The organism is Micromonospora sp. CNB394, assembly GCF_000374985.1.
In the GTDB taxonomy this organism is placed as follows: domain Bacteria; phylum Actinomycetota; class Actinomycetes; order Mycobacteriales; family Micromonosporaceae; genus Micromonospora; species Micromonospora marina.
The window spans coordinates 110,346-122,075 of record NZ_KB895844.1; the positions used below are offsets into that span (position 1 = coordinate 110,346).

Consider the following 11,730-nt stretch of genomic DNA (forward strand, 5'->3'; position numbering starts at 1 on the left):
CGGACGGGTGGCTCGTCCGATAACGCCTACTCGGCGCGCAGCGCCATCGCCTACTCGGCGCGCAGCGCCACCACCGGGTCGAGCCGTCCGGCCCGCTGCGCCGGCACCACGCCGAAGACGATGCCGACCGCCGCGGAGACGCCGAACGCCAGCGCCAGCGACCACCAGGTGATCGCCGCCGGGATCGGCGAGAACGCGTCCACGAGCAGCGCGGTGCCCACGCCCAGCGCCATCCCGGTCAGCCCGCCGACCGAGGTGAGCAGCACCGCCTCCAGCAGGAACTGCACGCCGATGTCGCGGGGGCGGGCACCGACCGCCTTGCGCAGGCCGATCTCGCGGGTCCGCTCGCGTACCGAGACCAGCATGATGTTGGAGACGCCGACGCCGCCGACCAGCAGCGAGATGCCCGCGATGGCGGCCAGCACACCGGTCAGGACGCCCAGGATGTCACCGAGCACGCCGAGGATCTGCCGCTGGGTGACGGCGCTGAACTCGGTGTCCGGGTGCCGGCGCGACAACTCCGCGACGATCCGGTCACCGAGCTCGTCGATCCGCTCCCGGTCCGGCGCCTTCACCGCGATGCCGTCGATGCGCTGGGTGCCCCACAGCCGTTGCGCCGCCGTCACCGGTACGTGCACCTCGTCGTCCCGGTCCACGCCGAGGCTCTGCCCGAGCGGAGCGAAGACGCCGATCACCCGGAACCGCACGCCGGCCAGCGTGACCTGCTGACCGAGCGGATCCCGGTCGGGGAACAGCGCCCGGGCCACCGAGTCGCCGAGCACCGCCACCCGGCGGCTGGTGTCCACGTCCGCCCCGGTGAGGTAGCGGCCCCGCGACAGCGACCTGGTGAACACCGACGGGGTGGTCTCCAGGACGCCCTGCACGGTGGTGAAGTCGGACCGGTTGCCGGCCCGCGCGGTCGCGCCGGAGGCCACCGTGACGGCGACCCGGCCGGGGTCGCCGACCACCCGGGACACCGCGTCCGCGTCGCTGAGGTCCAGCGGTGAGACCACCGGCGCGTTGCCCACCTCGATCCGGCCCGGCACCACCAGCAGCAGGTTCGAGCCGAGCCCTTCGACCTGCTGCTCGACCTGCTGTTTCGTGCCGGTGCCGATAGCCACCAGGATCACCACCGAGGCCACCCCGATGATCACGCCGAGCATGGTCAGCAGGCTGCGCATCCGGTTGGCCCGCAGCGCGTCCGACGCCACCCGCCACGCCTCGGCCAACCTCATCCGGCGTCTTCCCGCGGAAGGCGCCCGGTGGCTCCGGTGGCGCCACCGGAGCCACCGGGCGGGTGCCCCGGGCCGCTTCCGGACGCGGACCGGGGCTCCGCGCTGGGAGCGGGGTCCAGTGTCGCAGGTACGCGGGAGCCGTCCGACGCCGGTCGATCAAGGAGGCTGTCGGACCGGATCAGCCCGTCCCGTACCGCGATCCGCCGGTGTGCCCGGGCGGCCACCTCCTGGTCGTGGGTCACCATCACCAGCGCCACCCCGGACTCGGCGTTCAGCCGTTCCAGCAACTCCAGCACCGCCTCGCCGGTGGCGCTGTCCAGGTTGCCGGTCGGCTCGTCGGCGAGCAGCACCGCCGGTTCGGTCACCAGCGCCCGGGCGATCGCCACCCGCTGCTGCTCGCCGCCGGAGAGCTGGTTGGGCCGGTGGTGCAGCCGATGGCCGAGCCCGACCCGGCCCAGCATCGCCGCCGCCCGTTCCCGCCGCTGCCGCGCCCCGACGCCCCGGTAGACCAGCGGCAACGCCACGTTGTCCACGGCCGACGTCCGGGCCAGCAGGTGGAACGCCTGGAACACGAAGCCGATGGTCTCGTTGCGCAGCGTCGCCAGTTCCGGCGCGGTGAGTGTGGTCACGTCCCGCCCGCCGATCACCAGCCGGCCGCCGCTGGGCCGGTCCAGCCCGCCGAGCAGGTGCATCAGCGTCGACTTGCCCGAGCCGGACGGGCCGATCACCGCCACGTACTCGCCCTGGTCGATGGTGAGCGACACCCCGCGCAGCGCGGACACCGAGACACCGTCCAGCTCGTACGTGCGCCAGACGTCGACCGCCTCGACCGCCGGTACGGTCACGGCAGTTCCTGGCCGTCGCGCACCTGGTCGGCGCCGCGCACCACCACCCGGTCACCGGCCCGTACGCCGTCGACGATCTGCACCAGGTCCTGCCCCTGCACGCCGACCGTCACCGGTACCCGGCCGGCCCGGCCGTCGCGCAGCACCCAGACCGCGTCCCGCCCGTCGGCGGAGAACACCGCCGACGCCGGCACGGCCACCGCGTCGGCGGCCTCCCGCACCCGCAGCCGCACCACCGCGTTCATGCCGGGGCGGGGCGCCGGGGCGGCCTCGGCCTCACCGAGACGGCCGGTGCCCAGGTCGAGCCGGACCCGGTAGGTCACGCCGCCCCGGGCCGAGCTGGTGGGCAGCACGTCCACCGACCGCACCGTCGCGTCGTACGTCGCACCGGTCACCGCGTCCAGCTCGACCGACGCGGGCACCCCGGCCCGGACCAGCAGCACGTCGGTCTCGTCCACCTCGGCGAGCAGGCCGAGCCGGCCGATGTCCACCACGGTGAGCACCGGCGTCCCGGCGGTGACCCGGCCACCGGCCGGGATCGCGTCGTCCACCCCCGGCGGCGGGCCGCCCTGCCCGCCCGTGCCGAGCGCCGACGGGTCGAGACCGGGCACCGCCGCGCCACCGGTCGCACCGAGCAGCCCGGCCAGGTCGGCTTCAGCCGCCGCCCGGGTGCCGCCCGGCTGCACCACACCGGCGATCGGCGCGCGCAACGTCAGCGCGTCCACTGCCGCCTTCGCCAGGTCGTACGCCTGCTGGGCCTGGATTCGCTGCGCGGCCGACAGCGCGCCGACGGCGCTGTTCAGGCCGGCGACCCCGCGCTGCACCTGGGCCACGGCCCGGTCGGCGGCGCGGGCGGCCGACTCGTACTGCCGCTGCGCCGACTGGACGTGGAGCAGCAGCGCGGCGCGTACCTGCGGGTCGCCGACCTTGCCGGCGGCGGCGCGGGCGGCGGCGAACGCCTCGTCGGCGGCCCGGTCGGTGCCGCGCCGGCTGCCGCCCAGGTCGCCCGGGCCGGTGCCCGGCCCGGCCCGCTTCGCCGCGCGCAACGCGTCCCGCGCCTTGGCCAGGCGGTCCCGGGCCGACGGCGAGTCGATCACCGCGAGTACCTGCCCCCGGCTCACCCGCTGGCCCGGCTGGACCCGCAGGCGGGCCAGTGTGCCGTCGGCGGGGGCGGTGAGCGTGGCGGCGGCCCGCGCGGTGACGGTGGCGGGCGCGTCGATCACCTCGCTGACCGGCGCGCGGCCCACCTCGGCGACGGTGACCGCCGGGGCGTCGTCGCCGCAGGACGCGGCGGTCGTGCCGGTCAGCGCGACGACCGCGAGAAGTGCGGTGACGAGACGGGGGCGGCGGGCCGCGGGCAGCCGCGGCGAGGGAGTGCGGGCCACCCGGACCATGCTACGACCCGTCGACAGGCGTCGACGGCTCAGCCGACGACCGCCCGCAGGTACGCCATGCAGTCGTCGTGCAGCATCGACCACGGGTCGCCGAACACCTCGTCTGCGGCCTGCTCCGGGGTCCGGCCCTGGTGCACCACGGCCCGATAGAAGTCCAGCATCCGCTGCTCGCCGTACCTGTCGACCAGGTGGCGTACGGCCAGGTAGCCGACGCCGTACGCGCCGCCGACCCGGTCGTCGCTCGCGTCGTCGGCGGGTGCCACCGCCTCCAGCCGCCCGGACCAGCCGCCGCCCAGCAGGTCCCGCACCTCGGCCAGGCCGTCGTAGCGGTGCACCGGCTGGCCGTCGGCTCCGGCGTACTCGGCCAGCCCCTCCACCAGCCACCAGTCCGCGCGGTCGGCGTAGCCGCGGTCGGGCAGCGAGGCCACGTGGGTCAGCTCGTGCCGGAGCAGGTCGTCGATGCCGGCCGGGGTGACGATCTCGGCGTTGAGCACGACGTCGTGGCGCCCACCCCCGACGCCCACCGCGTAACCGGCTGTCCACTTCGGCCGTCCGCCGCCGTACCAGCGCTGCCACTCGCCCTTGGCGGCGTAGAAGACGAGGTACCGGTCCGGCGGGCCGCCGCCGATCGCGTACCGGTCCGCGGCCCGCGCCGCGGTCTCGGCCTGGGCGAGCAGGCCGGGCAGCTTGCGCCGCTGGGCCGGGGTGGTGGCCACCACCACCCGCTTGCCGACCGTCACGGCGAGGTCGTCCGCCTGCCACGGCCGCACGCCCGCCGGGTCCGTCTCGGACGGTTCCAGCGCGGTCAGCCGGGGTTCCTCCCCCGCCAGCCGCCAACGCGTGCCAAGCTCCACTGTGCTCGGCGCGCAGTCCGGCACCACGAAGCAGTAGCCGACAGTCACCGCGAACCGCCACTCCCCCGGTCGCCCGTCGGCTTCCGCCGGCACCCCGTCGGCCGTCGGCCGCCAGGTCGTGACCCGCAGCGCCCGCAGCGCCGCGTACCGGCGGCTCAGCGCCGGCCGGGCCGCCGGCTCGGCGACCGCGAGGAAGCCCGCCCGGTCCGCGCCGACGAGCGCGGTGGCCTGCCGGTCCAGCAGCGCGAGCATCCGCTCGCCGAGCCGCCGCTGCGCCGCCGTGCCCGGGTCGTCCGCCGCGGCCGGCCGCCCGGCCGCATCGGGCGCCGGCTCCCGCAGGAGTACGCCGGGGACCGCGCCCGCCACCAGGCCGAGCGCGAGCCCGAGCGCGGTCCAGAGCGGCCACCGCCGTTTCCGCACCGCCCGCGGCTGCGCCGGCGGTACGGGATACGGGGCCGGACCAGCGGCGAAGTGCGCCAACGACGCCGCGTCCGGGGCCGAGGCCGGGGCGACGGCTTCGACGGTGGGAGGAGGCTCGTCGCCGTCCGCCGTCCGGCCGGGAGGCTGCTCGTCGCCGTCGGTCACCGGCGAAGGGTACGACCAATCGGGCGTTCCGGGAAAGAGTCCCCCGCCGTTTAGGAAAGTGCCCCCAGAGGGGCCTAAACCTTCCAGGATCTCTCAGGTCGGGGTCGGCCGGATCGGACGCGCGCTGGGCGGCCCGTTAGCGGCCGGGGTGCTGCCGCGCGTACTCGACGGCCCGCCCGACGACGAGCTGGTCCCGAGACTGGAACGGGCCGGCGGGACCAGGGTCTCCGCCGGCCCGCACTGGGACAGGTGGGGTGTCACGTTCGCCGACCCGGACGGCTGCCGCCTCGTGCTGTGCACCCGGGCCTGGTCGAACGACTGACTCACTTCTTCGACAGCACCGCGCGGCCGAAGAACGCCAGGTTGGCCGGGCGCTCCGCGAGCCGGCGCATCAGGTAGCCGTACCACTGGTCGCCGTAGGGGACGTACGTCCGCACCGTGTAGCCCTCGCCGACCAGGCGCTGCTGCTCCTCCGGGCGGATGCCGTAGAGCATCTGGAACTCGAACCGGCCCGGGTCGCGGTCGAACCAGCGCGCCCGGTCCTCGCCGATCGCGATCAGCCGCGGGTCGTGCGTGGCCAGCATCGGGTAGCCATCACCGGACATCAGCACGTTCATGCATCGCACGTACGACTTGTCCACCTCGCGGGCGGACTGGTACGCCACCGACTCCGGCTCCTTGTACGCGCCCTTGCACAGCCGCACCCGCGACCCGGCCGAGGCCAGCTCCCGGCAGTCCGACTCGGTCCGCCGCAGGTACGCCTGCAGCACCGCGCCCGTACCCGGGTGGTCCTTGCGGAGCTTCGCCAGGATGTCCAGCGTCGAGTCGGTGGTGGTGTGGTCCTCCATGTCCAGCGTGACAGTGGTGCCCGCCGCGTCGGCCGCCGCGCAGATCGCCCGCGCGTTGTCGTACGCGAGCTGCTCGTCGAACATCTGGCCCAACGCGGACAGCTTCACGCTGACCTCGGCCGCCGGGGTGAGCCCGGCGGCGGCGAGGCGCCTCAGCAGCGTGCGGTATTCGTCCCGGGTGGCGTTCGCCTGATCCGGGGTGGTGGTGTCCTCGCCCAGGTAGTCGAGGGTGACCGCTTGGCCGTCGGCGACCAGCTCACGGGTGGCGCGCAGCGCGTCGTCGGTGGTGGCGCCGGCGACGAACCGGCGGACGACGTCCCGGGTGAACGGGGCCGTCGCGACGAGCCGCTCCACCTGGGAAGACCGGGAGGCGGCGAGGATGACGGAACGGAGCATGAGCCGAGCGTAACGCTCACCACCGAGCCCCCGCCGGGTGCGTCCGAGGCCCACTGCCTCCCACCCTGCGGCCTGGCCCGAGCAGCCTCGGCTGGCGGGGATCGGCTACAACAATCACGTGGATCGACGACACCCCCGGCGCCGGCTCCGCTCGGCCTCCGTGCAGCTCGGCGCGCTGACCGCGCTGGCCCTCGCGCTCTCCGGCTGCAACAACGGTTACGACGACGACGATGACGACTGCGCGCTCGGACCGGCCGGCGGAGGCGGCGACACCGTCGCGGTCGCCCTGCGCGTGCCCGCACCGGCCACCGCCGGGCGCGGCGAACCCGCCCCGGCCGCGGCGCTGCCTGAGCGCGGCGGCTTCGGCACCCACCTCGCCTCCTGCGGCGGCTGACGTGCGCCGCGAGGCGACCACGCCGCGTCCCGGCTGGGACGGGACCATCCGGGCCCAGGGCCTGGTGTACGTGGACACCGAGCTGCCCGACGGCGAGATCATGTCGTACTGGGACGAAACGGCCGCGTACTCGTTCACGCTCGACGAGGTGCTCCGGCTGGAGGAGGCCACGGAGGAGCTGCACCGGATGTCGGTCGCCGCCGCCGAGCACGTGGTGGCCCGCCGCCGGTACGCCGAGTTCGGCATCCCCGGGTGGGCCGCCGAGGCGGTCGCCCGCTCGCTGCGGGAGAACCCGCCGACGCTCTACGGCCGGTTCGACCTGTGGTACGACGGCAGCGGGCCGCCGAAGATGCTGGAGTACAACGCCGACACCCCTACCGCGCTGGTCGAGGCGAGCATCGTGCAGTGGTACTGGCTGGAGCACACCCGCCCGGACGCGGACCAGTGGAACAGCCTGCACGAACGCCTGGTCGGCGCATGGGCCAAGATCGGCGCCGGGCTGCACGAGCCGCGGGCGCACGTGCTCTGGTCCGACGAGGAGGAGTCGGGCGAGGACCAGATCACCGCCGGCTACCTGGCCGAGACGGCCCGCCAGGCCGGGCTGGACGTGACGCTCATGCCGATCCAGCAGGTCGGCTGGGACGGGCGGCGCTTCGTCGACGCCGCCGACAAGCCGATCACCACCTGCTTCAAGCTCTACCCCTGGGAGTGGATGCTGGCCGAGCCGTACGGGCGGACCGCGCTGGACCCGGGCACGCCCACCACCTGGATCGAACCGGCCTGGAAGCTGCTGCTGTCGAACAAGGCGCTGCTGGCGGTGCTCTGGGAGATGTACCCGGGGCACGACTACCTGCTGCCCGCGTACCTGGACTCGCCGCGCGGCATGACCGAGTACGTGGCCAAGCCGCTGCTCGGCCGCGAGGGCGGCTCGGTACGCATCGTGACCGGTGACACGGAGATCACGAACCCGGGGATCTACGGCGAGGAGGGCTTCTGCTTCCAGGAGTTCCGCGCGTTGCCCGAGTTCGAGGGCAACCGGACGGTGCTGGGGAGCTGGATCGTGGACGGCGGGTCGGCGGGCGCCGGCGTACGCGAGAGCGAGAGCCTCATCACTGACGGTTACGCGCGGTTCCTGCCCCACTACATCGACGCACCGCGTGCGCTCTGAGTCGTCTACCGTTGGTGTCGTGAACTTCGACGCGTACGCCCGGACCGGGGTCGAGCTCGTCAACGCCCGGCTGGACGACCTGGACGGCCTGCGGGCCGTCTTCTCGGACGAGCAGGGCTGGATGCGCGACGAGGTCGCGGAACGGGACCTGGCGATCTTCCGGCGAGCCCAGAAGCGCCTCCGGGACGTCTTCGAGTACGGCACCTCGGGCCGGGACAACGAGGCGGTCGCGGAGCTGAACGCGCTACTGGAGGCGTTCCCGGTGCAACCGCGAATCTCCGGGCACGACTCCTCCGACTGGCACATGCACGTGACCAGCCGGGGCGCGTCGGTCTCCTCCGAATACCTGGCCGGCGCGGTCTGGGGCCTGTCGGTGTGGCTGTGCGAGTACGGCAGCGCCCGCTTCGGGGTCTGCGCCGACGACCGCTGCGGCAACGTCTACCTGGACACCTCGTCCAACTGCTGCCGGCGGTTCTGCTCCGAGCGCTGCGCCACCCGCTCCCACGTGGCGGCGCATCGGGCCCGCAAGCGCGCAGCGGTCGGCGAGCAGGCCGTCCCGGCGCAGCCGCTGTCCCCGGTGAGCTGACCTGCGGCGTCCCGGCCGCCGCCCGTGTACGAGCGGCCGGGGCGGCGAGCGCCGGTCAGGCGTCGACCGGTGAGGGCGCGGTCAGGTTGGCCCGGGCGAACTCCAGGGACTCCCGCAGGTCCGTCTCGCGGACCGCGCGGCTCTTCGCGCCCCGGGTGGTCACCTCCACCGCTACCGAGCCGGTGAACCCCCGCCCGGCGAGCGACCGGAGCATCTCCGCGCACGGCTGGCCGCCACGGCCGGGCACCAGGTGCTCGTCACGCCCCTCGCCGGTGCCGTCGCCCAGGTGCACGTGCGCCAGCCCGGACCCCATCCGGTCGGCCATCGCCAACGCGTCGGTGTGCGAGGCCGCGCAGTGCGACAGGTCCAGCGTGTACGAGGCGTACCCGATCTCGGTCGGATCCCAGCCCGGCGCGTACGGGACGAACTGCCGTCCGGCCATCCGCACCGGGTACATGTTCTCCACCCCGAAGTGCACGCCGCCGAACTGCCCGGCGATGGCGTCGAGCCCGTCGGCGAAGGTACGGGCGTAGTCACGCTGCCAGGTGAACGGCGGGTGCACCACGACAGTGGGCGCCTCCAGCGTCTCGGCCAGCTCGGCGGCCCTGCGCAGCCGCTCCCACGGGTCGGGGCTCCACACCCGCTGGGTGACGAGCAGGCAGGGTGCGTGGACCGACAGCACCGGGACGCCGTAGTGCTCGGCGAGGCCGCGCAGCGCGCCCGCGTCCTGGCTGACCGGGTCGGTCCAGACCATCACCTCGATGCCGTCGTAGCCGAGCTCCGCGGCGAGCTGGAACGCCGCCGCGGTCCGCTCGGGAAAGACCGAGGACGTGGACAGGAGCACCGGAACGCGGTAAGTCACACCCCCGAGGGTAGCTCCAACCGCCGGCAAGCATCGGGACGAGCAACCGCAAAGCAACCCAGAGCGCTCGCACTGTCACATCGGCGCGAGCTGATCCAGCCGGCGCAGGATGACTCCCTCCCGCAGCGCCCACGGGCAGACGTCCACGCAGTCGACGTCGAGGCGGCGCATCACCGCCTCGGCCACCACCGCGCCCGCGAGGAGCTGGTGCGCCCGCTGCGCGCTCACCCCCTCAAGCTCCGGCAACTGGGCCGGCGGGATGTGCCTGACGAACCCGAGCACCTGCCGCAGCCCGGTACGGGTCAGACTCCGGCGCGCCCACAGACCCGCGCCGGAGGGCGCGGCGCCTGCGAGCCGGGCCAGCGTGCGGAACGTCTTCGAGGTGGCCACCGGGCGCTCCCAGCCCACCGCCGTCAACTGCTCCACCACCGGGTCGAGCTGCGCGTCCACGTACGCCCGCAGTTCCTCCACGGCCTCAGCCGACGGCGGCGCCAGGCCGGCCGGGTCGACGGCGAGCCGCTCCCGGCTGAGCCGCCCCGCGCCGAGCGGAAGCGAGATCGCCACGTCCGGGTGCTCGTCGATCCCGGCGGCCAGCTCCAGCGAGCCGCCGCCGATGTCCATGGCCAGTAGCCGCCCGGCCGACCAGCCGAACCACCGCCGCACCGCCAGGAACGTCATCCGCGCCTCGTCCGCGCCGGAGAGCACCTCCAGGCGTACGCCCGTCTCGTCGCGGACGCGGGCCAGCACGTCGGCGGCGTTCGTGGCGTCGCGGACCGCGCTCGTGGCGAACGCCAGCAGATCCTCGGCGCCCAGCCCGTCAGCCGCCGCCCGGGCCATGCCGACCGCCTCGACCAGGCCGTCCGCGCCGCCCTCGGTGAGCGCGCCGTCCGGCCCGATCTGCTCGGCCAGCCGCAGCACCACCTTCTCCGAGTGCGCCGGCCAGGGATGCGCGCCGTGGTGGGCGTCGACCACCAGCAGGTGCACCGTGTTGGAACCGACGTCGAGGACACCCAGTCGCATGGGAGAGACACTAGGGCCAACACGTTTCGTCGGCTCGGCGGCCGGGCCGGGTCACCGCGCGTACGCTGGTCCGAGTGACAGGGCAGATCGAGCTTCACGTGCTGGTGGACGACCCCGAGGACCCGCGCAGCCGCGAGGTCGGGCTGGACTTCCCACGGGAGTGGATCGAGTTCGTCGACCCGGCCGACGCGAAGCACGTCGTCCGCGCCGACCTGACCTGGCTGCTGTCCCGCTGGACGTGCATCTTCGGCCAGGGGTGCCACGGCATCGTCGCCGGGCGGGCCGCCGACGGGTGCTGCTCGCACGGCGCGTTCTTCACCGACTCCGACGACGAGAAGCGCGTCCGTGCGGCGGTGAAGAAGCTGACGCCGGAGACGTGGCAGCACTTCCGGCGCGGGTTCAAGAACTGGACCGAGAACGACACCGTCGACGGCAAGACCCCGGCCCGGCGTACCGCCACCCGCGACGTGGACGCACCGTGCGTGTTCCTCAACGACGCCGGCTTCGCCGGTGGGGGCGGCTGCGCGCTACACGCCCAGGCGCTGCGCGACGGGGTGCACCCGCTGGAGTACAAGCCGGACGTCTGCTGGCAGTTGCCGGTACGCCGCGACCAGGAGTGGCACAAGCGGCCGGACAACACGAAGGTGCTGATCTCCACGCTCGCCGAGTTCGACAGGCGCGGCTGGGGCGCCGGCGGGCACGACCTCGACTGGTGGTGCACGTCCTCCACCGACGCGCACGTCGGCGCCGAGCCGATGTACGTCTCGTACGGGCCGGAGCTGACCGCGCTGATCGGCGCGCCCGCGTACGCGAAGCTGGCCGAACTCTGCGCCGCCCGACAGCGCCAGGGTCAGATCGCCCCCCACCCGGCCAGCGAGTAAGGAAGGGCCCCTTATTAACGCCTCCGGTAGAGGAAGGGCCCCTTCTTAACGCTCCCGCAGCGCCGCGTCGACCAGGGCGCGGGCGCTCCGCTTCGCCGCGTCGGCCACCGCCGGGTCGCCGTCGAGCACCCCGTCGGCCAGGCCACCGTCGAGCAGCAGGGTGAGCTGGCGGGCCAGCGACTCCGGTTCGGCCGCCCCGGACTGCCGGGCCAGGTCGGTCACCCAGGCCCGTACCGCGTTCTTGTGCTCGACGGTACGGGCGTGCACCGGGCTGCCGGCCGCTGACTCGGCCGCGGTGTTCGCAGTACTGGGCACCGGCGTAGTGGGACGGACCATCACCGCTCGCGTGGCCGAGCTGGGACACGAGGTCGCCGTCGGCACCAGGGACGGGGCACCGAAATGCTGCTGCCGATCTGGCTGGGGCTGCGCCTCTACGGCCGGCTGGGCAACGTCAAGGTCGTGCGCTGAGAACGCGTGAAAGGCCGGCACCCCGTCGTCGGGGTGCCGGCCTGTCTCGCTTACTTGTTCCAGTGTTCGGCGACCAGGTCGGCGGCCTGCTGCTCCCACTGGGCGTAGTGGTCCGGGTAGGCGGACACCTGGACGGTCTGGGCGGCCTTGGTCAGGGGCATGTCCTGCCAGCCGTCGACCTGCTTCAGACCCTT

General features: G+C 74.3%; 13 protein-coding genes. 5 read left to right on the forward strand and 8 right to left on the reverse strand.

The window, feature by feature from the left end; translation table 11 throughout:
• Positions 1-50: 50 nt before the first annotated feature.
• The 4 genes from C569_RS0120870 to C569_RS0120885 are packed head-to-tail and all read right to left on the reverse strand — an operon-like array spanning position 51 to position 4,913.
• The gene (locus tag C569_RS0120870) at positions 51-1,235 is read right to left on the reverse strand and encodes an ABC transporter permease (RefSeq protein ID WP_013288760.1); all 1,185 of its coding nucleotides are present in this window, start codon (positions 1,233-1,235) and stop codon (positions 51-53) included.
• Positions 1,232-2,080: an ABC transporter ATP-binding protein gene (locus C569_RS0120875; RefSeq protein WP_018787713.1), complete on the reverse strand. Its 849-nt coding sequence runs from the start codon at positions 2,078-2,080 to the stop codon at positions 1,232-1,234. The genes C569_RS0120870 and C569_RS0120875 overlap by 4 nt, the downstream gene beginning before the upstream one ends.
• Positions 2,077-3,474 carry an efflux RND transporter periplasmic adaptor subunit gene (locus C569_RS0120880; RefSeq protein ID WP_018787714.1) on the reverse strand — a complete coding sequence of 466 codons (1,398 nt, stop codon included), beginning with the start codon at positions 3,472-3,474 and terminating at the stop codon, positions 2,077-2,079. The genes C569_RS0120875 and C569_RS0120880 overlap by 4 nt, the downstream gene beginning before the upstream one ends.
• Positions 3,475-3,503: 29 nt before the next feature.
• Positions 3,504-4,913 carry a hypothetical protein gene (locus tag C569_RS0120885; protein WP_018787715.1) on the reverse strand — a complete coding sequence of 470 codons (1,410 nt, stop codon included), beginning with the start codon at positions 4,911-4,913 and terminating at the stop codon, positions 3,504-3,506.
• 148 nt (positions 4,914-5,061) lie between these two features.
• Between C569_RS0120885 and C569_RS33305 the strand changes: the two genes are divergently transcribed.
• Positions 5,062-5,235, forward strand: a complete 174-nt coding sequence (locus C569_RS33305) for a hypothetical protein (RefSeq protein ID WP_018787716.1) — start codon at positions 5,062-5,064, stop codon at positions 5,233-5,235.
• A 1-nt stretch (position 5,236) separates the two neighbouring features.
• Here C569_RS33305 and C569_RS0120895 read toward each other — a convergent pair whose 3' ends face one another.
• Positions 5,237-6,157, reverse strand: coding sequence for a proline dehydrogenase family protein (locus C569_RS0120895; protein WP_018787717.1), 921 nt, complete (start codon positions 6,155-6,157; stop codon positions 5,237-5,239).
• Between the two features lie 118 nt (positions 6,158-6,275).
• Here C569_RS0120895 and C569_RS0120900 point away from each other — a divergent pair, with 118 nt between their 5' ends.
• From C569_RS0120900 to C569_RS0120910, 3 genes are read left to right on the forward strand one after another with little or no spacing between them, the layout of a single operon-like run.
• The gene (locus C569_RS0120900) at positions 6,276-6,551 is read left to right on the forward strand and encodes a hypothetical protein (RefSeq protein WP_231394852.1); all 276 of its coding nucleotides are present in this window, start codon (positions 6,276-6,278) and stop codon (positions 6,549-6,551) included.
• 1 nt (position 6,552) lies between these two features.
• Positions 6,553-7,719, forward strand: coding sequence for a glutathionylspermidine synthase family protein (locus tag C569_RS0120905; protein WP_026268439.1), 1,167 nt, complete (start codon positions 6,553-6,555; stop codon positions 7,717-7,719).
• Positions 7,720-7,738: 19 nt separating this feature from the next.
• On the forward strand, positions 7,739-8,305 hold the full coding sequence (locus C569_RS0120910; RefSeq protein ID WP_018787720.1) for a CGNR zinc finger domain-containing protein: 567 nt from the start codon (positions 7,739-7,741) through the stop codon (positions 8,303-8,305).
• 55 nt (positions 8,306-8,360) lie between these two features.
• On the opposite strand, the gene C569_RS0120915 is transcribed toward C569_RS0120910, so the two are convergent.
• Both C569_RS0120915 and C569_RS0120920 read right to left on the reverse strand, forming a co-directional pair.
• Positions 8,361-9,167 (reverse strand): sugar phosphate isomerase/epimerase, encoded by an 807-nt coding sequence (locus C569_RS0120915; RefSeq protein ID WP_026268440.1) that lies wholly within the window; start codon positions 9,165-9,167, stop codon positions 8,361-8,363.
• Positions 9,168-9,242: 75 nt separating this feature from the next.
• The gene (locus C569_RS0120920; protein ID WP_018787722.1) at positions 9,243-10,187 is read right to left on the reverse strand and encodes a Ppx/GppA phosphatase family protein; all 945 of its coding nucleotides are present in this window, start codon (positions 10,185-10,187) and stop codon (positions 9,243-9,245) included.
• A gap of 74 nt (positions 10,188-10,261) precedes the next feature.
• Between C569_RS0120920 and C569_RS0120925 the strand changes: the two genes are divergently transcribed.
• Positions 10,262-11,068, forward strand: coding sequence for a hypothetical protein (locus C569_RS0120925; RefSeq protein ID WP_026268441.1), 807 nt, complete (start codon positions 10,262-10,264; stop codon positions 11,066-11,068).
• 45 nt (positions 11,069-11,113) lie between these two features.
• On the opposite strand, the gene C569_RS30655 is transcribed toward C569_RS0120925, so the two are convergent.
• A complete protein-coding gene (locus tag C569_RS30655; RefSeq protein WP_018787724.1) occupies positions 11,114-11,383 on the reverse strand; it encodes a hypothetical protein in 270 nt (89 codons plus the stop codon).
• Positions 11,384-11,730 lie beyond the last annotated feature (347 nt).

What these genes read in the sequence shown, in the direction of transcription:
- C569_RS0120870 (WP_013288760.1), bottom strand. Translation starts at nt 1,235, where the DNA reads ATGAGGTTGGCCGAGGCGTGGCGGGTGGCGTCGGACGCGCTGCGGGCC.
- C569_RS0120880 (WP_018787714.1), bottom strand. Translation starts at nt 3,474, where the DNA reads ATGGTCCGGGTGGCCCGCACTCCCTCGCCGCGGCTGCCCGCGGCCCGC.
- C569_RS0120895 (WP_018787717.1), bottom strand. Translation starts at nt 6,157, where the DNA reads ATGCTCCGTTCCGTCATCCTCGCCGCCTCCCGGTCTTCCCAGGTGGAG.
- C569_RS0120920 (WP_018787722.1), bottom strand. Translation starts at nt 10,187, where the DNA reads ATGCGACTGGGTGTCCTCGACGTCGGTTCCAACACGGTGCACCTGCTG.